The following is a 25636-nucleotide window of genomic DNA, read 5'->3' as shown; positions in this document are numbered from 1 at the left end:
TTTTTCGCCCCATAAATGCAATTGGAATACGTGGCCTTCACCGTTTAAAATTGCTCGAAAAAATTTTAAAACATTAGGTTTCCCTAATTACTCTCAGTTCTACCATTAATTTTTTCCCTTTCTCTGTTACATACCAAAATAGGGCGATGCCACCATTTGTCGTACGGCTTTGCTTGACGTGAATCAAACCTAAAGCCTCAAGCTGTATTTTAAATGTCTGAAATTGTTGGTCGTTAATAGTGGAGCTGGAAACATGTCTTACATTTAATTCTTCTAAAATACAATCTTTTATTAATGAGCGGGCGTTAGTGTCATTTGGGGTGTTTTGAATTGACGGTGCAATTAAATTAAATAATTCTCCAATTGTTTTTTCAAATGTCCATGTTCTTTCGTGGTATTCACCAATTAATTTATAATGTCCTGTGAATGTAAAATTGTGATCAAGTCCTGCTAAATTCGGGATGTTGACACTTGAGTAAGACTCCAGTTGATGGCTTAGCTCCTGTATTTTCTTGTTCAGCTCATCATTCTCGTTTTTTACGGAACGTAGTTCTTCCAATACTTCTGATGAGGTGGTTGTATTTCCCCTCACCCAACCTACAGCAGGGTATGCTTTAATCGTCTTGGGTAGGTTAAGGGCAACTAGACTGGGAAGCTCTATTGCGGATGTCCAGAACTTAACAAGCCTATTAGTGCATACCTCATTTCTAAAGTTAACGAGCTTCTCATACAGTTCTGGATTTCTGTCAGTTTTGGAAACAGGTAATTGATCCGGCTCGCCATGGACAAGAGCGATGATTTTCATGCCTTTCTCTTTCGCATAGTGATACTCTTTTTCTGTATAGCTAAGGCCATCATCTACGGATATAGAACCATATCTAGCACCTAATATAAGTAGGTAGTAGTCACAGTCATCAATAATTTTTTTAATAAATTCAAACTGTTCCTCATCCATGGCCGGAAATAGTTCCATTCCAGCTGGAATACAATCCATTTCCATTAGTGTTTGAATTACTTTAGCACGTTCATCCTGTAAATCTGCATATGTTGAACTAACAAAAACCTGATAGCGTTTATTCATATGTCAAAGCTCTCCATCTATTTTTTGTAGAGTACACATACAAAAGAGACCGGTCACGCACTGGAGTGCGGGACCGGTCACATTTACCAACTTTTTGCTGTCGGCAGGCGGTGCAGATGGGGGATCAACCTGTTCCAGTCGCGGTCGCTGTGGGTGGCGGGCTGCACATGGCGGGTCTTGTCGGCTAGGATGCGCTGGGCCGCGGCCAGGGTCTTCGGGTATTCGTGGATGATGGAGTAGTAGGTGCCGGCTTCGCGGTGTTAGGCCACATCGTGCAGGAGAAAGATGCCCCACCATGTAATCGGCGGTGCGCAACAGCACGACACCAATCAACCCACAGTAATGTGGAATAAGCCACAACCTCCACTGCCCTGCAGCACAACACGGCCGGGAGGGTAAAGGGCCTGCACAAGGAAAGGGGCGTTAGTTTCGGTAGGCAACATACACCCGGGATGGTTGTTAGAAGTCCTAGTCAGTAAACGTATGGCCGCAGCTGAGGCACTTGTAGTTGTTGAGTATGAAACTATCAACGGCCTTGCCTGCTGTTCCGCCGACAGTAGCGCCTGCAGCCGTTCCAGCAAGTGCGCCCAAAACGGCACCGGCAAATGTGCCAGTGGCAACTCCAGCAGGACCAGCTATAGCTCCTACCACGGCTCCAGCCTCCGCCCCCGCTGTCGCACCTGCAACTGCAGTTGCACGGGTACCGATAAAGCCAAGGAAACCAGCAGCTGCTCCACCAATCGCAGCCCCAATTCTGGTTGCATAGTTGCGCTTATCAACCTTTGTTGATTCGCAATTTGGACATTTTTGCGCCATTACATTATCTCCATTTGACTGTGCACGCGAGCTGTATCATTCCCTTTCAGGGTGTAGATCTATTTTATGTCCTATTGGAATTGCTCACCGAAAATTGGAATTGTGAGCGATACATTCTGATAAATATGGGGTTGCGCCGCCTGCGTGGTTGGAGCCAAACGTCGCACGGTGATCCGATTTTGGCGCTTTGCTATACTGGTTATCTATACAGTGTATTTCGAGATTGCCAGCATGTTTGTTCAACCCACGCCTGATGCTCCCTTGTTGGAGCTACCCCTTTCTCTCCCCAGTGGCTTGCGGCTTTCCGTCGCCGGCGCAGGACTACACCGAGCAGACCATCGACCTTAACCAGTTGTGCGTGGCCCATCCAGCGGCCACCTACTTCGTGCGGGCGGCCGGTGACAGCATGGTGGATCACGGGATCCGTGATGGCGACCTTCTGGTCGTCGATCGCAGCCGCAAGGCCAGGCATGGCAGCGTGGTGATTGCCGCGGTGGATGGCGAGTTCACGGTGAAGAAGCTGCAGCTTGCGCCAACCGTGGCGCTGCTCCCTGGCAACCCGGCATATCGGCCCATCCATTTCAATGAGGGGCAGGAGCTGGAAATCTTCGGAGTGGTGTCTTTTGTCGTGCATCAGGTGGATACCCCATGAACAAGCGCTGCGCCGTTGCCCTGGTCGACGTGAACAACTTCTACGCCAGTTGCGAGCGGCTGTTCCGCCCCGACTTGAAGGGGCGGCCCATCGTGGTGCTCTCCAACAACGATGGCTGCGTGGTGGCCCGTTCGGCGGAGGCCAAGGCGCTGGGCATCAAGATGGGAATACCCTATTTCCAGGTCCGCCAATTCTTCGAGGCCATGGGCGGGGTCTGGTTCTCCAGCAACTATGCACTCTATGGCGACATGTCGAACCGGGTGATGACCATTCTGGAGGGAATGGCCCCGGCAGTGGAGGTCTATAGCATCGACGAGGCCTTCATCGAACTGAGCGAGTCGTGGGCGGGCGACCTGGTGGCCTATGGCCGCCAAGTACGCGAGCGTGTGCAGCAGTGGACGGGGCTGACCGTGGGGGTTGGCATTGGCCGCACCAAGACGCTCGCCAAGCTCGCCAACTATGCCGCCAAGAAGTGGCCGGCCACTGGCGGTGTGGTGGATCTGCGGGATGAAGCGCGGCGCGCACGGCTCATGGCGATCACCCCTGTGGACGAGATATGGGGCATTGGCCGGCGGCTATCGGCCAAGCTGGAGGCTCAGGGCATCAAGACCGTGGCCGACCTGGTCGCCGCCGACCCCAAGGCACTGCGCCGCCGCTATGGCGTGGTGGTCGAGCGCACGGTTCAGGAACTGCGGGGGATCCCCTGTGCCGAGCTGGAGCAAGAGGCCCAGGCCAAACAACAGATCATCTGCTCGCGCTCGTTTGGGGAGCGCATCACCCAGATCGGCTCCATGCACCAGGCGCTGGCCGGTTACATGGAGCGGGCCGCCGAGAAGCTGCGGGGTGAGGGGATGTGCTGCCGGCATGTGACTTTGTTTATTCGCACCAGCCCGTTCAGCGACCGGGAGCCCTATTACGGCAACCAGGTGAGCACCAAGTTGGCCATGCCTACCCATGACACCCGGGCGCTGCTGGCCCTGATCCCCGAGCTGCTCCCCCGCATCTGGCGCGACGAGCAGCGTTACCAGAAAGGGGGCGTCATGTTGGCCGACTTCACCCCAGCCAGCATGCAGCAGGGCGACTTGTTCGCCGCACAGCAGCAATCCCCACGCAGCGAGGCGCTGATGCAGGTCATCGACAAGATCAACCAGGGACGGCTGGGGAAGGTCTACTTTGCAGCCCGCGGCCGGGATACTCGAGAGTGGATGATGAAGCGGGAGCAGCTAAGCCCCCGCTATACCACCGCTCTCGGCGAGTTACCGGTTGTGAAGTGAGTTATTTGATATCTATCTTTGCCAGTGCACAGGCGCCGAAAGAGATACGACAAGTTGGTAACCTTGTCTTTTTCCCATACCCAAAGTCCCTCAGCCAAGAGTGTAGAATGTTCACACCACTATACATATCAGCTTTACGTGTGGATACTAATGGTAGTGAAAGACTGGTGACAACATATTGTTCCTTGTACTTATTAATAATCATTATCTTCAATCCATAAAAACAAGAAAAAGCTGTCATAAAGATGTGTGATATTAATGCCTTTAGATAAAGGCATGGTAAGATGTATTAACTCAGATGGCATCATTTTCAGTAGTTGTGTTTTTTTGTTAAAAAAAGGGGCTGGGTGTGACCAAAAACGCTTTTGATTTTTCTAAAGAATATGAGTGGACAGGAGAGTTTTATTTTAAAAATTTCTCTCATCGTTTTTTTGGTAAAGTAACTTACTCATCAGAAAAAGGCTTGCACCTTCATTATACGGCGCCATCTACGGAGGATGAAATAGAAAAAACTCGCACAGGAAAAGTCCTTTATGCAGCCTTGGATAATGGGCGTCTATGTACTCTTTTTGGTGATTTTAATTTTGGTTATGCAGGACTTAGATGTAGTGATATTAACACTCACTATGGTGTTTTTTCTGTGGCTTTTTGTATTTTTGGCGGGCATTTATCAGAAGATGCTAAATTTGACGAGGTTTGTTTTGAGTTTGATAATACTCAAGAGTTTTTCTTCCCGGCAGGATATGTTGACCATATAAAATTTAATAAGGAAGCTTTGTATAAAGTTGTAGTGCCGGATGGCGTCATTAGTGTCGAAAATGCTGCAAAATTTAAATATTTACCAAATGACCTAAGAGGTGCATTGTTTTGTGAGAATGAGCAAGCATTGAATGATCTTCAGGCTGCCTGGGATAAAATAAGAGAAGAGTATAAAAATGTTCTATTAACATTCAAAACTGAGCTAAGTTATTATTTTCGGCTTAAGAAAAATAACAATGTGCCAATAAAAGAATTGCTCCGTGAGGTTTTTAGAGTTTCAGATTTGCTCTCGTTGTTCTTCGATCGACCTGTTTACGCAAAAGAAATAAAATTTATAGAGCGTGCAAACCCAAATGATGTAAAAACCCTTCCTGTTTTGGCTAGCATGGCGATAAACAAGAGTACTTTAAAATTGGCGCAAAGCAAAGTTCATCATTTGCACCTCCCGCTGACAACTAGAACTGTTGATTTGGAAAAAGCTTTGATGAAGTGGTATCAAATTGATGACAGCCATTCTTCTATAGTATCAATAATTCAACATGAAACAGGTTATAGAACTGAGCATGAAACAAACAGTGAATTAGTATTGTTTGCTACTCAACTTGAATCAATTAATATTTCCTTAAGCGGGAAATCTATTGAGAAGTATACGAAGCCAATAAATAAATATGGCAGTGATTTATTGATTGATAGACTAAGAAATGCGTTGCAAGTACAAAAACATGATTGTTATGGAAAAAAACTAGCGGATCTTAGAAATGAAATCGCACATGTTGGTAGGCCAAAAACATTATTAAAAGCAATAGGTCATTATCAACGCATGGTTATAAGTCGTTGTTTAAAATTAATTATACAATCGTACTTGTTGAGTATGCTTGGTATTGAAGATGTTCATATTAAAGAATATCAAAAGCATAATTTACCAACTAATGAAGGTTGATTTATATGCGACGCTGGTTTTAGGCCAGCGTTTATTCTATGATAAAAATCATAATCACCAATATTTACCATCAGTTTTTTATCTGTTCACCACTGTTCTATCGACTGGCTGTCTATTAAATTGACACTAAAATATATATGGTGTTTATTTTTTTTGTGGTTAGTATTGATGACGTATTGTTTGTTCTATAAAATTCCGTCAACGGTTTAACTCTATCAGTATTACTGTATACATAGATTCTCCTGTCATCTGTTATAACCGTTTAGTCCCCGCTCCACTCTAGCGAATCCAGCCCCTCCAATACCTTCCACATCTCTGACTGATAGGGCTCCGGCAGCATTTCGATCCAGCGGTGCGCCCCGGCGTGGCCTTGTGCCTGGTAGACCTCGCCGCACAGTTCAACCAGCATCGGCCAATCCTGATCCCCTTCCGGTACCGCGTACTCATCCGGCTGGTTCTGTTCTGCTGGTTTCTGGCCATCTGGCAGCCAATCTGGTTCGCTTGGGAGTGCGCGACCTGACTGCAGCTGGCCGTTCTCCAGCCAAAGGGTGAAGCCGTCTGTGCTGACACTGGATCCAGCCCGCAATCGGTCGATGGAGAAGGGCGATAACCCCCATTGTTCCCTCATGATCTGGTCTGCGAAGGCCTCAGGATCCGGCCGCGTACAGTTATTGTCAGAGCTCCAAGGTGCCGGGCTGTCGCCCGTCTTAACCCCAACCCCCCTCGCTGCAGCCTCGGCGGCTTTCCTGGCTTCATGGGTGCCGGCGGGCACAATTTCCCACCCTTGCAGGCGGGTCTTGATGCCCAAGCGAGCGGAGGTAATGCCCATCAGGCGCTTGATGTCTTCGCCATAGCAGTTGGCCTGCTCCTCGATGAGGTGGGCCAGCTTGATGGGGTGTTCGGCACGGGTCGCCAGTGCGCCGCCCATGGCGTGCAGGTAGCAGCGGAAAATGCCGTTATCAGCGGCAAATCGGGCTGCCTCAAAGCGCGGGTCTTGCAGTACTGGCTTGGGTGGGCCCACCAGATCGGCATGCTTCTTGGCGTTGCTGATGCGGCGCAGCTCGCGCCATACCCCTACCGGGGCGCCGCCGATCTGCTGGAAGGTGCGAATGCCCCACCAACTGGCCCAGGCCACGGCATGCAGGGCACCCTCATCGGCGGCGGTACCGGCCTCCTCGTCATCGTCCAGGTAGGCGCCGTCGATGTTCTTGGCAATATATTTGGCGATGTAGCCCGCGGCATCCCCCTTGGCTGGGTCTATCTCTTTCCAGTCAAAGCGGGGAGTAAAGTCGGTAAAGGGTGGGGCGCCCTTGATATCCCGTACCAGCTCTTCGTGGTCATCGGTCAGGGCATAGCGTTGCAGGATGCCGATCACCCGGTTGCGATCTTCCGGGCGCATAAATAGCAGCAGGTGCCAGTGCGGGGTGCCGTCGTGGTGAGCCTCGCAAACGCGAAATCCATAAACGGGGGCGTTCCACCGTTTGAGGGCGGCTCTTGCACGGCTCCAGAGTTTGGCCAGATAGGCGCAGGTCTCTCGCGGCGTAGCCCCTTGATAGCGTTTGTTCTCTACCGCTTTGCCATTGTGCTTTTGTGTCCAGGCATGAAAGCGGCTAGGGGCTGTCCAGGTGAAGAAGACCCCCACATGACCCTGCTCCTCGGCATAGTCATTGAATCCCCGAGCACGCACCATCATTTCGTTGCGGCGGTTCACCGGGTTGGCGTTGCTGGCCTCCCAGCAATCCTTCATCGACACGACCAGGTCATACTGCCCGTTGACCACTTCCGACTCGGCCAGCCAGCGTATCATCGCCCGCTTGCGTTCGCGCACCACCTTCATGGTGGCGTTCGATACATAAGCCGACACGCCCTTGCGTACCTTGCCCAGCAGAATGTTGATCTGCTCCTGCAGCCGATCCCAACAGCGGTTGACGCGCTTCTCCCACCACTTGGCAGAGAGCAGGCGCACCAGCACGCTCAGGATCCAGTTATCCCGCATCTCGTCGGTTTTGAACTTCGGCAGCTCGCCGATAAATCCCCACTGGTCGGCAGGCTGGCGCATCAGCTCCCAGGTCTGCAGCAGATCCGCTTCGGCACCTTCTTTGATGCTCTGTTCGATGTGCTTGTAAATGGCTGCGGTCTGGTTGGCAAACTGGTGGGCAATCTGTTTGCGGCCGGAGTCATCGCGCATCTGTTTTGGATCGACCGGGATGGTCTGGAGCTGCATCCGCACCCACTTGGTTCGCTCCCTCAACCAGATGTTGGCGGAGCGGCAATGGGTAAAGCTGCAATCCTTGCGGCGGCGGATGTACTGCTTGAACAGGTTCTTGGTCAACTCGGTGGAGAGCCCATCGAGCAGTTGCATGGCCCAGATCAGGTCGTACTGGCCGCGGTCACCAGCAAAAGCGGCGTCAAAGTTGACGCCGGGCAGAGAGTTGCAAAGGGTATCGATGCGCTGCCGCAGTGTTCTTTTCGACAGCGGCAGGCGTTTGGTCTTGCTGGTCATGCAGAGAGATAACCGGATAGCTGTTTGATGCGGAACTGGCAGCCACGAACGCTCATTTGGGCATGCTCTTTTAATCGGCGGGCGGCCGCACATTGGCGTAGCAACTGTTTGATGCTGGCGTGGGGGCGGGCAGGTAGTCGGCGCGCATGGGCCAGCTCTCGCTGATAAAGACGCAGCCGTGCCGCGTCTTCCCGGTAGGTGGCTTGCCAGCGATCTTGCAGGAGCGTGAGCTCCCATTGCAGTCCATGGCTCATTTGATGATCTCCCCCTGTCCATGCAGTGGTGCGCACTCGGCCCACCACTCGGCAATTTCCCGGGCTAGTGCCAACTCCAGATTTGCAGCGGCCAACCAGTAGACGGTGCGCATTGCGCCCAGCGCCAGCAGCTCTGCCACCTGATCCCGGTTGCCTCTGGCATCGCTGCCCGCAGCGATAAACTCGGCGCGGGCGGCAAACCAGTGGGTGGTCAGCTGGCTGACCGGTGTGGTGGGTTGCATATGTGCAGGGCCGGTTTCGCTCTGCTCTTGTTGGGCGTCCAGCTCAAACAGTTCGAAGTTGCTCATCGCATGCCTCATCTATTGCCTGAAAGTCCGGCTCATCGATGGCGATATGGCCCGCCTCGATGCGGATTGAGATACCGAGTTCACCACCACAGCAAAGCGGGGCTGTCGGCAGCAGTTTCGATTCGTTCTGGGCCAGCCACTCTTTCAGGCTGGCCAGGGTGAACAGCGTGGTGCTCATGCCTCATCCCCCATCACCAAATCGTCATCGAGCAGATCCGCAGGCTTGCTGGTCACCACCAGTTGCACCTGGATGTATTCATCCCCCGAGTAGAGTGCGCCCAAGGCGATGCGGTTATCCTCGGCGCGTGCGGCAAACATCTCGGCCAGCAGACCCTCGATCACCTTGGGTGCTTGGTTGGCAATCTTGATGGCGTCACTCATGGACGGGCCCTCCGGTTGAGGTGGTGAAACAACTGGTGCCAGCGCAATGATTGCTGCGCCTGGACTAACAGGGATTTGCCCTCTGACCCCCGATAGGTAAAAGAGGCAGGGCGAGCTTTGGCGGTCAGCCGTTGTTGAAGGCGCGGCAACTCGGCTAGCGCCTCCTGTTGGGATATGGGGTGAAAGATCTGTCTCATGGCTGCACCTCCGGCGTGGCGATGCCAGTCAGTAACCAGTCGATGTGCCGTTTTAGCTCCGGGTGGTTGGCAATCAGCAGGAACAAACCGCCGCCAATCTCGCGGTATCCCAGCTCGTAGTTCTTGAGCGTGGTGGGTGGAATACCCAGCAGGTCGGCAAACTTCGGGCGGCTCAGCTTCAACTGTTCCCGCAACTGGCGCAGACGCTTGGCGGCATGGTGGTTGAGCAGATTGATTTGGGTCGGTTGTGCGGTCATGGTCAGGCTCCTTGTTGAGGTGTGCAGGGGTTGATGCAGCTGAACAGAGAAGCCCAAGCCAGTGCGGTGGAACGCTCGAGCAGCGCCACACCGTCCGGGTGTTGGCTAAGACGGGTGCCATAGCGGCCCGTCAGCTTGCGTTGCTGGATGCGAAGGTTGCGCAGGGCGCAGGGGATCGCTAAAGTTGCCATGTCGACTTCCTCATACGTTGTTGATAAAGGCCCGCTTGGAGTTGCAGCTCCGTTAAGCGGGCTTTTTAGTGCCCGATGGGTCTCGGGCCTTCTTGGCCAATCTGGCCAGCGACATGCACCGCATGATCCAGTTGCTGGCGTTTGGCCTGTTCTCTCTTCTTCCGCTCGGCCAGTTCTGCTGGCATCACCTTCACCGATGGGTGCCACACCTTCGGATCACACCCGCTGTGAAACAGCGACTGATAATCCAGCGCAATCACCGCAAGGCGGATCGCCTCACGCTGCTGATAGGGCAGGGCTGAGAGGGTCGCCATCATCAGCGAATCCCACGGCTGGCGGGCGATGGTGCAAATGGCGACGCGCTTGGTCTTGGGCGCATTAAGCCAATCACCGTCGAGGTTTGAACCCGCCCGGTTGAGGTGCTCGCGCAATAGCGCAATGCCGGCGGTATTCATCAACACCTGCTCCTCGGCGGTCAGACCGGCGATGTTGCGGGGTTCGTGTTGGGTGTGTTGCATGCTGGTTTCTCCTTCACCTGGGCGCAGAATCTGGCGGCCAGTGAGGGGATCACTGGGCCACCTCTTTCACCCTGCGCGGGACAATGGGCAGCACAATGGCCGGATTGGGCATGGCACTGGGGCTGATGGTTGCGATGATTTCGAACCCCGCCTTGAAGGTGTGGCCGCAATCCACATTGCTGCATTGATAAGTGGCGATGCCGCAAAGCGGGCTCATCCGGATGGATGTGCGAGTGCTGGCACGGGCACCACAGTGGGGGCAAATCAGTCTCATGGGTTCTCCTAAGCCCCGGCCGCCATGCGCGCCATATCCAGCGCACAAGACAGAGAGGGAATGGCTTGGTATTTGTGCTCGATCTCGGTGATCAGTAGGGCGAGGTTGCCCATGGCTGCCGTTGCAGCACCGACCAGTGCATTGCGCTGCCCTTTGGTGACGCGGCCGCTCTCCACCACTGTCAGCGCCTGCGCACCGAGTCCGGCCACCTTGGCCGTGGTGTCAATCACCTGATGGGCCAGGCTAGGGCCCTTCTCCCGCTCGGGGATGGCAATGGCCGTCAGGCCACAGCAGAACAAGGCGCCATCGAAGAGGGTTTCATCCCCCTCACTCGCTTGGGTGATGGCAATCAGCTCGACTACGGTCAGCTCGTGGGGCTGGTCGGGGTTTAACTTGTTGCGCAGGGTCTGCGGGTTAATGCCTGCCTTGTCGGCGAGTTCGGCCACGTTGTGGTTCGCCGCAAAGCGCTGGCAGGCACTGACCCAGTGAGGATGTTTGCTGCATGTTTGTTCAAACATGGTCTTCATCCCGCTGCTTGCGCGACACTCTTGGTGTGCGTACAGGTTTCGAAATGGGTTCCAGACCCGGTTGATTCATGGCCTGCTGGGTGTAGAGCACCAGGTTGATCAGCACTTTTTCAGATCGGCCTTGCTTGGGCATGATTGGAATGCGCCCGGCACGCACGTAGTTTTCAACCGTGCGCTGGGTCAAACCGGTCCGCTCGGAGAAGCTCTCGACCGTGCAAACCGGGGTGTCTATGTGGATAGGGGCTATGATCATGAGTGCCTCCTGTTGCTTAAGTTACGCGCTTCCTTGCGCAGTTTGAGTCTGTTCGGCTTTCAATTTGCCGCCAGTCAGTACTTCGATTTGGTAGGCTCGGCCCTTCGGGATTTTTTCAGCCCACTTGCTGACAGCTACATGTGAAATTCCCAGTGCTTTCGCGGTTGCTGTTACCGTGCCGAAGTGCTCTATCACTTCAGATTTTTGCATTACTCACCTCTCTTTCCGTTCCATAAGTGTCGGAATGAGGTGAATGTAACTTAAGGGTCGATTTAAGATCAAGCAGTTTCGTTGCTTTAGTTACGGTGTGGGGTGGTAACTTAGGTTTATGGAAACTATCAATGACCGGATATCTGCACGCAGACGCGCGCAGAAAATGAGCCAAGACGAACTTGCTAAGCGAATCGGGATTACCCGCGTTTCAATCAGTAAGTGGGAATCTGGCCTGAACCAGCCTAAAGGCCGTTATCTGAACGATTTGGCCGAAGCGCTGGGGGTAACTGTTGACTGGCTTTTGACAGGGAGTGGGGATACACCTGAGCTAGCTGAAGAACAGCCTATTCCTGGTTATCACAACGTCGAACCGGCGGTAATGCTGCCTGGCAAGCGGATCCCGATTCTTAGTTATGTCCAAGCGGGCAACTGGCGCGAAATGTGCGAGCAGGCCACCACCTTCGATGGCAACGTTGAGTTCGTATCTGCAAGCGGCGAGATCGGCCCGTTTGGCTTTGGCCTTTGGTTGCGTGGAGATTCGATGTTGCCGCAGTTCAAAGAGGGGGATCTGATCATTGTTGACCCCGACGAAGCGCCGCAGCCCGGGGACTACGTGGTGGCCAAGAACGGCAGCAATGAGGCAACTTTCAAAAAGTACCGGCCCCGTGGCATCGACGAGAACGGGCAAGAGGTGTTTGAACTGGTCCCCCTCAACGAGGATTACCCCACCATGCACTCCGATCGACAACACATCCAGATCATCGGTGTGATGGTTGAGCACAGAATATTTAGAAAAAGACAAACAGGGCGCTAATGCGCCCTGAATTTTTTGGGGATTGATATGGATATTAGGTACATTATTTATGTAAATGCCAAAGGTGAAGTTAAATCTTATGAGCTTGAAGATATTAGTGAGAATGATATTTATATTCAGGCTGTTCATGATGGAAAATTAAAAACTTTCCGTCAGGATAGGGTTTTATTTGAAGGGGAGGATGTTGTATCTCTGGAAAATGAAATTCAACATTTACTCAAGTCTGGCCATATTGAAGTGCAAAAACCAAAAGTTAAGGCATTGCTTGAGGTTTGTTTTACCGGTTTTTCAAAAAAGGAAAAAGATGAGTTAGTTCAATTGGCTGAATCTATGCAATGTTTGGTTAGGAAAAGTGTTACAACAGACTTAGATGTTCTTTGTTATGGTGATAATGCAGGACCTTCAAAGATGAGGGATGCTAGAAACAAAAGTGTATTGGTAATCAACAAGGTAGAGTTTATTTCAATGCTTAATACTGGTGAAATACCAAATGAATAATTTAAGCTGTCTGTTTGACTGGAAGTAAATACTAATATGATGGTCAGGGTGAAGAATGAGTAACACGTTTTCTGATATTTCGGTTGATTCCTTTGTAGAACTATGTAACGAAATTACGATTCCGCCCTTTGAACATGGGTATTATTCTCTAAGCGATATATATAGAAATGCTTTAGTTAAAGCAGAAGAAGATAAAAATGGACTTGCCGACGCACTGAGTCTCATCTATGAAATATGCTCAATGACATTGTCTCCATCCAGTACTAATGACGTCTTTAGACCATACCTACAGCTTGAATCTAAGCGTTCGGCAAGTGTTGATGACTTTTCAGCTGAGCAACTAGGATTTATTAGTGAAGTCTACGATAAAATACATGAACCTTTACTTAAGGCTAGACTCGCTGATTTACTTTGGTATATAGGGAAACCTAGAAATAGAAAGTATGTGGATGACGCAATAGAAAGTTACATTAATATAGCGATCAATGAAAATACCTGGTCGATATATGTGAAAGATTGCTGGTCCAGAGCAATTGGCTTAGCTAGGCAAGTAAGAGCCACTTCAATAATTTCTAAGATAGAAGGCTTTTTATATGAAGCATTTGAAAATGACTATCAAAATGCTTCATACATGAAGCTATGGCTCGCTGAAACAATAATTGAGCATGGTTTGTGTGAAAATCAGATAGGTGTTATAGCAAGTGTCCTTTTTGAATGTGCTCAATCATGTTTGATAGCAAAAGAATATATTCAATCTAGGCAGTATTGTCTGCTTGCAGAGAAGGCATCAAGGTACTCTAACGATACGGAGTTGTTGTTAAAAGTATTGATGGTTCACGCTGAAAGCTACGAGTGTGAAGGTGATGCCAAAAGCTCAGTTCAGATGGTTGCAAATATTTTTTATACAGATGCTTTGCAAGCTTATCGACGAATACCAGTAAAGCATAGAGAGCAGTTAGGTGTTGAAGAAAGAGTTCAATCCATAAGAAGGAAAATAAATGAGTCTGGTGCTGCGGCTCTAACTGAAATGGGGACTTTTAAATCTCCCAAGATTAATATTTCGGAAATTGCAAAAAACGCAGAGAATCATGTTAAAGATAAAAATAATATAGAACTTGCATTGATGTATTTCGTTGGCTTTTCAATAACTAATTATTCCGAAAGCAGAGAACAAGCATTAAAACAAATTAAAAAATACCCCCTTAGCAATCTGTTCTCATCGAGCTATATGTCTGTAGATGGAAGAGTTATAGCCAAAACTCCTTCATTTAACTTTAATGGCGATGATAGTGAAATTGTTATTCATCATAAGATGATTCAGAATTTCAAATACGCTATTCCACTACATGTTAAAGGCTGTATTATTCCCGCGCTTAATCAAATACTATCTGAGTATCGTATTACAAGAGAGTTTTTAATTAAAGTGTGCGCACTTTCACCAATAATTCCTGATGGGCGAGAGGAATTAATGGCAAGCGCTCTTTGGTTTGGCTTTGAATATGACTTTTCAAGTTGCATTTATATTTTGGCTCCACAGGTTGAAAACATTGTTAGAGTGCTTTTTAAAAGTAACGGAGTTAATACATCAAATGTTGATAGAGATGGAATTGAAACTGAATGTGGGTTGTCAACATTGTTAAATAATCCTTCCGCTGAGAATATCCTTGGTAAAGATATATTGTTTGAACTTCAGGCCGTGTTTACCGAGTCCGTGGGCATTAACTTAAGGAATGAGGTCGCGCATGGGTTGTTGTCTGATCAAGAATCAAACTCTCAGTATTGTGTTTATGCTTGGTGGATGATTTTGCGTATGATAATAAAATCTCTGTATCACTTGAAATAGTGTGTAGTGGATTGTGGAGTATATCTGGAATGTTTTGTCATCTTTAGAGATATTAAATAAATGACAGTAAGAAAACAGACATCCGGTAAGTGGCTTACAGAGATTTATCCAGAGGGGCGCCCAAGCAAGACAAACCCTACTGCACCAAGAGTGCGCAAGCAGTTTGCTACCAAAGGTGAGGCGCTAGCGTTCGAGCGTTTTGTGCTGGACCCAGACAAGGGCAAACCTTGGTTAGAGGGGCAGGGGGAACCAATCGATGGCCGACGACTCTCCGATCTGGTCGAACTCTGGTTTGGTCGTCATGGACAGAGCCTGCGTGATGGCGAGGCCCGCAAATCCAAGCTGTTGACGGTGTGTCACTATCTCGGTGATCCGCTGGCGGTCAACTTCACCGCTCGTGACTTTGCCGCTTATCGTGAAGCAAGGCTATCGGGCGATATCACCGACCGGCGCGCCATCAATCAGGAGAAGCAAGGCGTCACCCCCAATACGGTGAACCGCGAACACGCGTACCTGCGCGCGGTATTCAACGAACTGAAAAGGCTAGGGGAGTGGCAGAGTGAAAACCCCCTCGATGGGCTGAGGGCCTACAAGGTGGCAGAGGCCGAGCTGGCCTTCCTCTACCCCGACGAACTCAAGCGCCTGCTGGCCGCCTGCGCCGAGAGCCCCAACCCCGATCTATTGTTGGTGGTGAAACTCTGCCTGGCCACCGGCGCACGCTGGTCTGAGGTGGAAGAACTGACCCAGTCCCAAGTATCCCCAAACCGCATCACCTTCACTCGCACCAAGAGCAAGAAGAGTCGCAGCGTGCCTATCAGCCCAGAGCTCTACGCCCAGTTGCCCAGAAAGCGCGGCCGCCTGTTCAGCGACTGCTATCGCGCCTTCGAGATGGTGGTCGAACGTGCTGGGCTAGAGCTGCCCGCCGGGCAGAATACCCATGTGCTGCGCCATACCTTCGCCAGCCACTTTATGATGAACGGCGGGAACATTCTGGTGCTGCAGAAGATCTTGGGCCACTCCACCATCGCCATGACCATGCGATACGCCCACTTTGCCCCTGATCACTTGGAGGATGCTATTCGTCTAAATCCTCTTTCTGTTTGTGGTTTAGAATAATCTGGGTAGGGTGGAGGCTGAGGGGTTCTGATGAAGGGAACTAGGTCTGATATCGAGTTGTGTGAAGCCCTCTCAGGGTTTTTCGTGGATAACGAAGTGGACTATCGCTACATCGCCAAAGTAGCCAAGGCATTTCCAATAGAGCATGTGGAAAAAGCCCTGTTCGAATGGGTTGCCCCTGTCTGTTACACCAAGATGTTGACTCCTGTCCCTGAGATTTGGAGCGGCTTTGAGAGGGATCGGCTTTGGCTTGATATCCAGGCCCTGCTGAAAGAAGAATCCGAAGCGGGTCTTCTTAAGAAAACCACCATCAACTTGCGGCAGTTTTATCTGCGTCGGGAGTATGCCGAGGAGTGGGGAAAGCTGCAGAGAATGCTGTCAGGTGGGGGCTGAAAGTGGCGACAAAGTGGCGACAAAATTTTAAATGGGTGGTCATTTTTGGTTGTCATTGGTTAACTAACTCTTTGATTTTTATGTAAGTACTTGTTTTATCATGGGGCTGAATCAGATTTAAAATCCCTCGACGTTCGCGTCGTGCCGGTTCGATTCCGGCCTCGGGCACCATTAATACTTCCAAAGTATTCCGAAAAAGTTCAAAAAACCCAGTGAATTCAACGTCTCTGGGTTTTTTTACGTCCAGAACATTCCGAGTCATTCCTAACACATCCGCTATAAATTGGTATACGCTTAGGTATACATCGATTCGATAAAGGAGTCGTATACCAATGCCGCGAACCACCAGACCCTTGTCTGATACCGAGTGTCGCAATGCCCGCCCGCGAGAAAAAGACTATTCCCTGTTCGATGGGAATGGCTTGCACTTATTGGTCAAAAAGAACGGTACCCGTTCGTGGCGCTTCAAGTTCACTAAGCCTGATGGTAAGGCCGGGCTGATGGCGTTTGGTGATTACCCCATCCTGTCGTTGACGGAGGCCCGTGCCAAACACGCTGCCGCACGAAATTTGTTGGCCAAGGGTATTGACCCTGTCGTCCATAAGCAGCAGGTGCGTAACGACATTACCCGCAAACAAGTGAATAGTTTTGAGGCTGTTGCCCGTGAATGGCATGCAAATAATGCTGGCAAGTGGTCCTCCGATCACGCTTCACGCATCTTGACCCGGCTTGAAAAAGACGTGTTTCCATTGATTGGCCATTGCCCCGTTGCCGAACTCAAGACTCGTGACCTGCTTGTTCCACTGCGTAAGATAGAGCAGCGAAATGCGCTTGATTTGGCAGGACGAGTGCGGCAACACATCAATGGCATAATGAGTTATGCAATGCGAACTGATTTGATTGAGGCCAATCCTGCCGCTGATTTGACGGGGGCGTTGTCGGTTCGCAAAGTCCAGCATCATCCCGCGCTGCCGCTGCAGGATATTCCCGAGCTGGTGCGTCGTCTCGATAGTTATTCGGGACGTCTGCTGACCAAGATGGCGGTGAAATTCACTTTGTTAACCTTTGTCCGTTCGAGTGAATTGCGCTTCATGCGCTGGGATGAGCTCGATATCGAGCGAGCAATCTGGACGATCCCGGCGTCCCGCGATCCCATTGAAGGGGTTAAACATTCACATCGTGGTGCCAAGATGCGAGAACCGCACTTTGTGCCGTTGTCACGCCAGGCACTGGCCATCATTGAGGCGATCCGCCCTTTGACCGGGCGTTTTGATCTGGTATTTGCCGGTGACCATGATGTATCAAAACCCATGAGTGAAAACACCGTGAATAGTGCCTTGCGCCGCCTGGGTTATGACACCAAGGTGGAGGTATGCGGTCATGGCTTCCGGGCGATGGCCTGCAGCGCGTTGCTTGAATCAGGCCAATGGAGTGCGGATGCCATTGAACGGCAGATGAGCCATAAGGAGCGTAACGGTGTGCGGGCGGCTTACATTCATCGGGCCGAATTTATCACCCAGCGGCAACAGATGGTGCAATGGTGGGCTGACTGGCTGGACTGTTGCAAGCATCACTATGTGCCACCCCATGAATTTACCGGGTTGGAGAGCAATGTAATTCACTTGCCAAACAGTCTGTCTGTATAGACGGATCGGGTTGTCAATCAGCATCGAAAAATGACCAGGGATCAGCGTCCAACATTGACCAGGGTTAGCTGGCTGATTTCATCCTCTGTTTGAAGCGATAGGCGTCGTTGCCTGTCTCGATAAACTCACATGATCCTATCCAGCATCACCGTTGTCATCTTCTCCACTTGCTGAAGGCCAGGTTGGAGGTCAGGAGCGGGCTGGTGCGCTTGCGCAGCTTGCTGATCAGGTGAAACAGCAGAGCGTCTCCGCTTTCGGCAAACGGCAGATAGCTCAGTTTGCCCAGAATCACTGCATCGACATTGACCAACCGAATGGCAAGCAGTCCGGCTTTGCCTGCCACCTTTTCCTGCTCCAGTTCGCTGACCAGTACACCACTGTATAGAAACGCACTCGCTTGACCCGGCCCTCAGCATTGCATCCCAAGGCGATGCCAGGTGGGTTTGACCCGTCCCGGTTCCGCCGTTCAACAGCAGATTTCGTTGCTGTTCCTGGAAGTCATCCACACCTACTCGCCATTTAATTTCCCTTGTCAAGTGCGTCTCTGACGGGGTTTCCCCCTGTAGGGTTAGGAATTGGTGACGAAATGATAAAAATAAGGAGCCATGCTGGTGCATTTCGTTCCAGTACATGACAGGGAATGACTAACATGGCTAAAGAAAGCAAACCCACTCTGACCATTATTCGCCGTAATGAGGTTGAAGCCCGCACCGGGCTGTCCCGCTCTACCATCTACGCCAAAATGCGTCCCAATCCGAAGTACCCCAATGTTTATGACCCGACCTTTCCCAAACCGGTGTCCATCGGCGCAAAAGCCGTTGGTTGGATTGAAGAGGAGTTGGAAGCATGGCTCATCGCCCAGATCCAGAAGAGCCGTGAGGCGTAAGGAGGCGAGGATGACAGTCACCAATTACGCAAAAAAGAGCCGCCATGGTACGGCGGCCTCTTCGGTTAGCATGTTTGATATTGGCCAGATAATTAAACCTAGCGCTGAGAGCGTAGCACCTGCGCGCTCGCTGGCAAGCAAAAGCCTGTGCCGCGCAAAGTCGGGGATAATTAGCAGGGATGTTATTTGTGGCCAGTTCGCCCTGTATGGTGCTTCCCCTAGCACCAACAGCGCGCGCATCGAGGAAATGCACCGCCTTCAGGAAGCCTATGAGAACGATGACGGCGTGTCACTGTTCGATCACAAGCGTGCCATGCTGCGCGTGGTAGGGGGTACGGTATGAACGCAACCCTGCAAGCCAAGGCTGCAAATATCGAGGCCAACGGTCACGCTGTCATTCCGTATCAGGACAACGGCAACCCGAAACCCTATGGCAATGAGCAGCGCTACCCGTCCTCCATGGTGCGTGAGGATGACACCCTGTTTGGTGTTCGCTTGGATGAAATGGTCCTGCTGGACCTGGACGGTAACAAGGTACCCGAGGCGCCGCACCCCAGGGATCTGCTGGCGATGCTCGGATTGCCCAATCAGACGCTCCCGATCCAGTACCGGATGCTCACCGACACCCTGCCTGACGGTTCGTATCACTGGCTGTTCCGCTTGCCAGCTGGGGTAGACCTTGCCAGCTTGAAGCAGAGCGTCAACAACGCGAATGGACTGGCCGGCGTAGATGTAAAGACCGGCAATCAGCTGATCTACATCAAAGCCGGTAAGGTGCTGCGCGGCGATACCATCCCCCAACTGGCCGCTCTGCCGGAGGCTCCTGCCATCTTGTTGGGGTGGATCACCAAGCCCAAACATGAGCCAAAGGTGATTGCCCCCATGGTCAGCTCCGCAGAGACCAGCCGCTATGGAGAGAGAGCGTTGACGAGTGCCTGTGAGGCGATTGTCAGCGCGCCGATGGGGAGCCGGAACGAGACGCTCAACCGGGAGGCGCTGGGGGTGGCGCAACTGGTCGCTGGTGGAGAGATCTGCCACGCCGACGCTGAGCGTCAGTTGTTTGCTGCTGGCATGGCGTCTGGCCAATCGGTACAGGAGGTCAAGGCGACTATTGCCAGTGCGCACCAGAAGGGGATACAGGAGCCACGCCAAGCCCCGCCTAAAAGTAAGCTGTTGGCCGATAAGAAGGGCAGCCAAAAAACAGGTTCTCTGCTGGCGGCTAATGTTGTTTCTCTGCGCCCTGAGCAGGACGACGCGGCGCTGATGCTGGATCAGATGAGTGCCTGCCAGCGCGGGGAGGCACTGGTTTCTAGTCTGAGAACCCTGGCCATCAATGTCGACACGAGCCAGGTGTACCGTTACACCGGCAGCCTGTGGGAGTCGATGCCGGATGCGGTGCTTGCGCGCTGTATGACGGCAATGTTTAAGCAGCAAGGCGCCAAACACAGTGCCCGGATAATCAACACTGCTGTGGATACCATGAAACTGGGCCTTGATGAGATACCGCGTCCGGCGCTCAACCTGATTGGTTTTGCCAATGGGGTCTATGACTTAGTGCTCCGCGCGTTTCGCCCGCATTCCCTCGTCGATGGTTTGCTGACTCACAACGGGATCGAGTACAGCGAGCCGCTGGTGGGGGAAACCCTGGCGCATTGTGCCCCCCACTTCATGAAGTGGCTGAGCTACGCAACCGACAATGATGCGGCCAAGATGGATCGCATTAACGCGGCGCTGTTCATGGTGCTGGCGAATCGCTACGACTGGCAGTTGTTCCTGGAGGTGACGGGGGAAGGCGGCAGTGGCAAATCGGTCATGGCAGGTCTGTGCGAGCTGCTGGTTGGCCAAGAAAACGTGGGCAGTAGCTCGATGAAACTGCTCGAGAGCAACTTTGGTCTGGAGAATGTCTGGGACAAACGCCTGATCTTGTTGCCGGACCAACCTTCGTACGTTGGCGATGGCCACGTGCTCAAGGCGATCACTGGTGGCGATAAAGTATCGGTCAACCCTAAAGGTAAGGCGATTTTCAGCACTCGGATCCCAGCTGTGTTGCTGGCCACCAACAACGTGCCGATGGTGTTTAACGAGCGCAACGGGGGGATCGCTCGTCGCCGGGTGATCTTCCACTTCGGACGAGTGGTGGCATCGGCTGATCGGGATGGGGCGCTTGGCGACAAGATTGCTGCTGAGTTACCGGTGATCATTCGCCATCTGCTGACCCGGTTTGCCGACCCTGACCTGGCCAAGCGTCTGCTGGAGGAGCAACGGGATGGTGCTGATGCACTGGCGGTGAAACGCGAGGCTGACCACGTACTCGACTTTTGCGCCACCTTGGCGTTTCTGGCTGAGCCGCAAGGGTTCTGTATGGGGGGAAATGTCGCCGTGATGAAGGAGCCGAGAAAATTCCTGTATCACCTCTACCTGGCTTATCTGGAGTACCACGGCTTGAACCGCCCACTCTCGCTTATTTCATTCAGCAAAGCCGTTAAACAGGCTGCAAAGGAGCTGGGCGCGGAGTACAAGACGCGCAAGACCAATGGCCAAACTCAAACCAATGTTGCACTCACCGAACTGGCAGAGGAGTACCTTCCGCGGGCCCTGTAGGCCGACATTACTTAATGAGGCCGAACGGTGGTGACAAGAAGGCTCCTTGCGGGGCCTTTTTTTCTAACTTGAGGGGAGGGGGCATACCCCATTTCATAGTCACTGAGTCACTTTACTGTGTGAATGTCTTGTCCTGCACGGGTTGGGATGCAGTGACCAACATTGATTCATGGTCACTGTTTGTCACTGGGTCACTGCCCTGATGCTTCTTGATGGATGGCAGATGGGAGATGACGCAATGAGTGGATCAGTGAAAGCAGTGCCCAAAAGAGTGATGTGAGTGACTCCCAGAGACCATGAAAAATCATGGTCACTAGCTGCTAGCCCAATGATGGCGGGATGTTTATCAAAACAGTGACCAAGTGACTATCACAGACAACTTCTTGCCACACACAGCTGCGTTTGCACTGACGGGGCTCCCCCTGTAGGGCTGGATACCTACTTGCCTCCTCGGAAATACTGGTCGCCTATGATCTATTCCCCTATGCATTCAACAGATTCCCCAGACTGGCACAGTATCGAATTTGCGTACTGTGCTGGCCGCCAGAGTGTTCGCCAGATAGCGATAGAGCACGGCATTTCACATACCGCCATTAACAAGCGGGCCAAGACGCACAAATGGTCAAGAGTCACAACACCTGTTAATGCTGCCTCATCTTCAGCTATGCCTACGGCTCCTATAAGTGGCGCAGAACACGTGGATTCTACAACTCAAGTTATGATCCCAGTTGTCACTCCTCAGGTTTCCACGGTGGAAACCAATACGTCGAATCCCAAGCCGGTAACAAGAGGCCGTCGGAGCGCATACACGAACGAGTTGGGGGAGGCCATATGTAGCGCCATTGCTGATGGGGTGAGTCTACGAGCAGTGTTGGCTCGTCCGGGGATGCCGTCCAAATCCATGGTGATGCGCTGGTTGGCTGATGAACGCTACATAGAATTTAGGGACCAGTACACGTGTGCGCGCGAGGATCTGGCCGACAAACTGGCCGACGAGATCCTCCAGATTGCCGATGACGGCAGCAATGACACCCTCCTCGACGCCAACGGGAACGTGAAAGTTAACCATGATGTGATTGCTCGTGCCCGCCTGCAGATCGATGCTCGTAAATGGCTGGCCTCAAAGCTGGCTCCCAAGAAGTATGGCGATGGGGGGCGGCGAGAAGACTCTGGCGTTAACCACGGGAGCATGCAGGTGAAATCGACAGTCACGTTTGTGAATCCACCCAATAGGGATGAAGACTGCGATGTGATTAAGGATGACGAAGTCTGAGTTATGCCCATGATGAAAGCGCTCAGACTATTGATTAACCGGGGATGAGGCTGCCAATGTTGACTGCGTCTTCAGCCTATTTTGCAGACTAAATTTGCGGTCATTGCTAATCCAAGCCATTTCTCAAGCTAATGAATGAAGGCGTAAATTGCGGTACATCACATTTGAATTGTGTTTTTTATCATGTAGATGTCCCGCTATGGTACCCTTTTGGCCTCCTTTAATTGCATTGTTCCGCATGGCCTGGCTTGACGAAGTACAGCCTGCCATCACGTGACATTGTTGTGACATTAAGACCAGACTGATGAACGACCAAAATTTTGCACCCGGTATGCGGGTGGTGATCCGGGATGCAGAGTGGCGCATCCGTCGAGCAGACAATAGTGGTGATGGTGGTCACTTATTAACCTGTGATGGCGTGTCTGAATTGGTGCGTGGCAAAGAGGGGCTGTTTTTAACCCGACTGGAACAGCGCATCGAGATCCTCGATCCTGCTACTACCCAACTGGTGGAAGATGAATCGGCCAATTATCAGGCTGCGCAGCTGTATATCGAAAGCCAGCTGCGCCAAAGGGTACCAACCGATGCTAAGTTGCACTTTGGTCACCGGGCAGCGATGGACTCGATGGCGTTCCAGCTTGATCCCACCCGCATGGCACTGGAGCAACCGCGCCAGCGCATCCTGATCGCCGATGCCGTGGGGCTGGGTAAAACCCTGGAAGCAGGGATCATGGTTTCCGAGCTTATTCGTCGTGGCCGTGGCAAGCGGATCTTGGTGCTGGCGGTTAAATCCATGCTGACCCAGTTTCAAAAAGAGTTCTGGAGTCGGTTTGCCATTCCGCTCACCCGGCTCGATTCTCAAGGGTTGCAGCGGGTGCGCAATCGCATTCCCACCAACCACAACCCGTTTCACTACTTCGATAAAAGCATTATTTCCATCGATACCCTCAAGCAAGACATCGAATATCGCCACCATTTAGAGAATGCCTGGTGGGATATCATCGTCATCGACGAGGCGCACAACGTTGCCGAGCGTGGCAGCAGCTCACTACGCAGCAAGCTCGCCAAATTGCTGGCTGGGCGCAGTGACACCCTGATCATGCTCTCGGCCACCCCTCATGATGGCAAGCCAGAGAGCTTCGCCAGCTTAATGAACATGCTCGACCCGACAGCCATCGCCAATCCCTCTAATTACCAGCATAGTGATTTTGCCGACAAAAATCTGGTGGTGCGGCGCTTTAAAAAAGATGTCAAAGATCAGATGGCCGGTGAATTTCCCGAGCGCGAGATCAAGCAGATCGCACGTCAGGCCAGCGCACAAGAAGAAGAAGTCTTCCGCCGGCTTGTTGAGAGCGAACTTAAAGATGATGATAGTGATGACAGCAGTGCCAAGCGTGGTCGCCTGTTTAAGGTCACTCTCGCCAAGGCCCTGTTTTCCAGCCCCATGGCCTGCGCCAGCGTGGTGAACAACCGGCTCGCCAATCTGACCAAGCGCAAGGTCAATAACTGCCAAAGCCAGATCAACGAGTTGGAGTCGTTGCAGCTGGCACTGGAGCGCATCGATGCTAGCAGCTTTAGTAAATACCAACTGCTGCTCGACACCATTCGCAACGATCTGCAATGGCGCGCCAATCAGGCGGATGACCGCTTGGTGATCTTCACCGAAAGCATCAAGACCCTGGAGTTTTTGGCCGAGAATTTGGCGCGCGATCTCAAGCTCAAGCCTGAACAACTCGCCACCTTGCGCGGCGACCAGGGCGATGTTGAACTGATGAACACCGTCGAAGCATTCAGCAAACAGAGTGCGCCGGTGCGCTTGCTGGTGTGCTCCGATGTCGCCTCCGAGGGCATCAACCTGCACCATCAAAGCCACAAGATGATCCATTTTGACATCCCTTGGTCACTGATGGTGTTTCAACAGCGTAATGGCCGTATCGACCGCTATGGCCAGCAGCATGTACCGCAGATCCGCTACCTGCTCACCGAAGCCGAGCAGATCAAGGGCGATATGCGGGTGCTGGAAGTGCTGATCAACAAAGATGAGCAGGCACAAAAGAACATCGGCGACAGCTCCGAGTTCACCGGTAAATACAGCCAGGAAGAAGAAGAACTGCAGACCGCTGACTTCATGCTGCAGGGCGCCCAAGATGGCGCCAGCCTGTTAGATATGCTGCTTAACCACAATGCCAGCGAGCAGGCGCAACCCGGCGATCTACTGGGGGCCCTGAGCAATCAGGTCAGCCAGGATGCCAGTCGCCTCACCACCCAGGATCTGTCACTGTTTGCCAGCGAACAGGCCTATTGTGAGACGGCACTCGGTTACCTCAAACAAGCCGGTCAACGGGTGCAATTCGAGCGTCTGCCCGATGGCTGTCTCTCATTGGTGGCGCCTGATGAACTGCGCCGCCGCTTTGCTCAACTACCGCCAGAAATTGAGCCCGACAACTGGCAACTGCTGCTCAGCGAAGACAAACAGGTGATCAACAGCGCCATTATTGCGGCGCGCGGCGAGCAACATGCCTGGCCGAGCATTCACTATCTGTGGCAGATCAACCCGGTAGTGCAGTGGCTCGATGACAAGGTGCAAGGCGCCTTTGGCCGTCATCAGGCGCCTGTGCTACGCATGAGCCATGCCATGAACGCCGATGAAGACCACTTTATCCTCTCGGGGCTGTTCCCCAACCGCAAATCCCACCCCATGGTCAACCCCTGGCTGGTGGTCAGCTTTAAGCAAGCACAGTTTGTGGGCAGTCAGCCGTTTGCCGACTTCGTTGCTCAGCAACCCGCCTTATGCAGTAAGTTGAGCAACCCCGGCGGCAAGCAGCGCAACCACCAACGCCAGCAAGATCTGCTGCGCGAAGCCATTGACCATGCTCGCAGTGTGTTTGTGCAGGAGCGCAACGCGTTTGAAACCGAGATCAACCTGCGCTTAACCGCGCAGCTAGAGAAACTCGACGCGCTGAAAACCCGCCAGCTCCAGCAACTGACGCTGGATTTTGCCGATAACAAACAGGTCGAAGCGGTGAAACAGAGTCGCCAGGCCCAGCGTCAGCGCGAAATAGAGCACAACTTTGAAAGCTATATCGAGTGGATCGAAGAGACCATGACCACCGAAAAAGAACCATATATTCAGTTGATTGCCGTTATCACCGGCGCGGAGGGTTAACC

27 protein-coding genes and 1 pseudogene are annotated in these 25636 nt (G+C 52.1%); 14 read left to right on the top strand and 14 right to left on the bottom strand.

Annotation, left to right across the window (positions count from 1 at the left end):
* Positions 1–73: 73 nt before the first annotated feature.
* Complete coding sequence (locus BN1139_RS05125; protein WP_013723864.1) at positions 74–1081, bottom strand: DUF4062 domain-containing protein; 1008 nt, start codon at positions 1079–1081, stop codon at positions 74–76.
* Positions 1082–2132: 1051 nt separating this feature from the next.
* Here BN1139_RS05125 and umuD point away from each other — a divergent pair.
* The 3 genes from umuD (at position 2133) to BN1139_RS21350 (ending at position 5522) form a co-directional block, all read left to right on the top strand.
* A complete protein-coding gene (gene umuD, locus BN1139_RS05120; RefSeq protein ID WP_440898239.1) occupies positions 2133–2549 on the top strand; it encodes a translesion error-prone DNA polymerase V autoproteolytic subunit in 417 nt (138 codons plus the stop codon).
* Complete coding sequence (gene umuC, locus BN1139_RS05115; RefSeq protein ID WP_013723862.1) at positions 2546–3823, top strand: translesion error-prone DNA polymerase V subunit UmuC; 1278 nt, start codon at positions 2546–2548, stop codon at positions 3821–3823. Before umuD ends, umuC begins: the two co-directional genes overlap by 4 nt.
* Positions 3824–4172: 349 nt before the next feature.
* Complete coding sequence (locus BN1139_RS21350) at positions 4173–5522, top strand: ApeA N-terminal domain 1-containing protein (RefSeq protein WP_013723861.1); 1350 nt, start codon at positions 4173–4175, stop codon at positions 5520–5522.
* Positions 5523–5784: 262 nt separating this feature from the next.
* On the opposite strand, the gene BN1139_RS05105 is transcribed toward BN1139_RS21350, so the two are convergent.
* From BN1139_RS05105 to BN1139_RS05045, 12 genes are all read right to left on the bottom strand, one after another.
* A complete protein-coding gene (locus BN1139_RS05105) occupies positions 5785–8025 on the bottom strand; it encodes a replication endonuclease (protein WP_013723860.1) in 2241 nt (746 codons plus the stop codon).
* Complete coding sequence (locus BN1139_RS05100; protein ID WP_005352024.1) at positions 8022–8279, bottom strand: hypothetical protein; 258 nt, start codon at positions 8277–8279, stop codon at positions 8022–8024. Before BN1139_RS05100 ends, BN1139_RS05105 begins: the two co-directional genes overlap by 4 nt.
* On the bottom strand, positions 8276–8587 hold the full coding sequence (locus BN1139_RS05095; protein ID WP_041915416.1) for a hypothetical protein: 312 nt from the start codon (positions 8585–8587) through the stop codon (positions 8276–8278). Before BN1139_RS05095 ends, BN1139_RS05100 begins: the two co-directional genes overlap by 4 nt.
* Positions 8565–8765, bottom strand: coding sequence for a hypothetical protein (locus tag BN1139_RS05090; protein ID WP_005352019.1), 201 nt, complete (start codon positions 8763–8765; stop codon positions 8565–8567). Before BN1139_RS05090 ends, BN1139_RS05095 begins: the two co-directional genes overlap by 23 nt.
* Positions 8762–8968 carry a hypothetical protein gene (locus BN1139_RS05085; RefSeq protein ID WP_005352017.1) on the bottom strand — a complete coding sequence of 69 codons (207 nt, stop codon included), beginning with the start codon at positions 8966–8968 and terminating at the stop codon, positions 8762–8764. Before BN1139_RS05085 ends, BN1139_RS05090 begins: the two co-directional genes overlap by 4 nt.
* A gap of 193 nt (positions 8969–9161) precedes the next feature.
* Positions 9162–9422, bottom strand: coding sequence for a helix-turn-helix domain-containing protein (locus tag BN1139_RS05075; RefSeq protein WP_005352009.1), 261 nt, complete (start codon positions 9420–9422; stop codon positions 9162–9164).
* A 2-nt stretch (positions 9423–9424) separates the two neighbouring features.
* Positions 9425–9613, bottom strand: a complete 189-nt coding sequence (locus BN1139_RS05070) for a hypothetical protein (protein WP_013723857.1) — start codon at positions 9611–9613, stop codon at positions 9425–9427.
* 65 nt (positions 9614–9678) lie between these two features.
* Positions 9679–10131 carry a hypothetical protein gene (locus tag BN1139_RS05065; RefSeq protein WP_013723856.1) on the bottom strand — a complete coding sequence of 151 codons (453 nt, stop codon included), beginning with the start codon at positions 10129–10131 and terminating at the stop codon, positions 9679–9681.
* Between the two features lie 49 nt (positions 10132–10180).
* Positions 10181–10405 (bottom strand): Ogr/Delta-like zinc finger protein, encoded by a 225-nt coding sequence (locus BN1139_RS05060; protein ID WP_005351998.1) that lies wholly within the window; start codon positions 10403–10405, stop codon positions 10181–10183.
* An 8-nt stretch (positions 10406–10413) separates the two neighbouring features.
* Positions 10414–10923 carry a phage regulatory CII family protein gene (locus tag BN1139_RS05055; protein WP_013723855.1) on the bottom strand — a complete coding sequence of 170 codons (510 nt, stop codon included), beginning with the start codon at positions 10921–10923 and terminating at the stop codon, positions 10414–10416.
* Positions 10916–11185 carry a hypothetical protein gene (locus tag BN1139_RS05050; protein ID WP_013723854.1) on the bottom strand — a complete coding sequence of 90 codons (270 nt, stop codon included), beginning with the start codon at positions 11183–11185 and terminating at the stop codon, positions 10916–10918. Before BN1139_RS05050 ends, BN1139_RS05055 begins: the two co-directional genes overlap by 8 nt.
* A gap of 21 nt (positions 11186–11206) precedes the next feature.
* The gene (locus tag BN1139_RS05045; protein ID WP_041915415.1) at positions 11207–11395 is read right to left on the bottom strand and encodes a Cro/CI family transcriptional regulator; all 189 of its coding nucleotides are present in this window, start codon (positions 11393–11395) and stop codon (positions 11207–11209) included.
* Positions 11396–11513: 118 nt separating this feature from the next.
* On the opposite strand from BN1139_RS05045, the gene BN1139_RS05040 reads away from it, so the two are divergent.
* From BN1139_RS05040 to BN1139_RS05020, 6 genes are all read left to right on the top strand, one after another.
* Positions 11514–12212, top strand: coding sequence for a LexA family protein (locus tag BN1139_RS05040; protein WP_041915414.1), 699 nt, complete (start codon positions 11514–11516; stop codon positions 12210–12212).
* A gap of 27 nt (positions 12213–12239) precedes the next feature.
* Positions 12240–12710 (top strand): BRCT domain-containing protein, encoded by a 471-nt coding sequence (locus tag BN1139_RS05035; RefSeq protein ID WP_013723852.1) that lies wholly within the window; start codon positions 12240–12242, stop codon positions 12708–12710.
* Between the two features lie 55 nt (positions 12711–12765).
* Positions 12766–14553, top strand: a complete 1788-nt coding sequence (locus BN1139_RS20840; protein WP_013723851.1) for a DUF4209 domain-containing protein — start codon at positions 12766–12768, stop codon at positions 14551–14553.
* Between the two features lie 60 nt (positions 14554–14613).
* Entirely contained in the window at positions 14614–15669 is a 1056-nt protein-coding gene (locus tag BN1139_RS05030; protein WP_041915413.1) for a phage integrase, read from the top strand.
* Positions 15670–15699: 30 nt separating this feature from the next.
* Positions 15700–16062: a DUF7079 family protein gene (locus tag BN1139_RS05025; protein WP_041915412.1), complete on the top strand. Its 363-nt coding sequence runs from the start codon at positions 15700–15702 to the stop codon at positions 16060–16062.
* 332 nt (positions 16063–16394) lie between these two features.
* On the top strand, positions 16395–17708 hold the full coding sequence (locus BN1139_RS05020; RefSeq protein ID WP_005350905.1) for a tyrosine-type recombinase/integrase: 1314 nt from the start codon (positions 16395–16397) through the stop codon (positions 17706–17708).
* 154 nt (positions 17709–17862) lie between these two features.
* Here the strand turns inward: BN1139_RS05020 and BN1139_RS21635 are convergent.
* A pseudogene (locus BN1139_RS21635) lies at positions 17863–18081 on the bottom strand (ATP-binding protein); the annotation flags it as partial.
* A 276-nt stretch (positions 18082–18357) separates the two neighbouring features.
* Between BN1139_RS21635 and BN1139_RS05010 the strand changes: the two are divergent.
* The 5 genes from BN1139_RS05010 (at position 18358) to BN1139_RS04990 (ending at position 25634) form a co-directional block, all read left to right on the top strand.
* The gene (locus tag BN1139_RS05010; protein ID WP_041980245.1) at positions 18358–18594 is read left to right on the top strand and encodes a helix-turn-helix transcriptional regulator; all 237 of its coding nucleotides are present in this window, start codon (positions 18358–18360) and stop codon (positions 18592–18594) included.
* Between the two features lie 10 nt (positions 18595–18604).
* Positions 18605–18937: a hypothetical protein gene (locus BN1139_RS05005; RefSeq protein WP_005350908.1), complete on the top strand. Its 333-nt coding sequence runs from the start codon at positions 18605–18607 to the stop codon at positions 18935–18937.
* Positions 18934–21195 carry a DUF5906 domain-containing protein gene (locus tag BN1139_RS20625; RefSeq protein WP_005350910.1) on the top strand — a complete coding sequence of 754 codons (2262 nt, stop codon included), beginning with the start codon at positions 18934–18936 and terminating at the stop codon, positions 21193–21195. Before BN1139_RS05005 ends, BN1139_RS20625 begins: the two co-directional genes overlap by 4 nt.
* A 751-nt stretch (positions 21196–21946) precedes the next feature.
* Complete coding sequence (locus BN1139_RS04995) at positions 21947–22468, top strand: terminase small subunit-like protein (RefSeq protein WP_143231920.1); 522 nt, start codon at positions 21947–21949, stop codon at positions 22466–22468.
* A gap of 304 nt (positions 22469–22772) precedes the next feature.
* The gene (locus BN1139_RS04990; RefSeq protein WP_005350912.1) at positions 22773–25634 is read left to right on the top strand and encodes a DEAD/DEAH box helicase; all 2862 of its coding nucleotides are present in this window, start codon (positions 22773–22775) and stop codon (positions 25632–25634) included.
* Positions 25635–25636: the final 2 nt, after the last annotated feature.

The sequence above is a fragment of the Aeromonas veronii bv. veronii genome, assembly GCF_000820225.1.
In the GTDB taxonomy this organism is placed as follows: domain Bacteria; phylum Pseudomonadota; class Gammaproteobacteria; order Enterobacterales; family Aeromonadaceae; genus Aeromonas; species Aeromonas veronii.
This window is presented reverse-complemented; position numbering and strand designations above follow the sequence as displayed.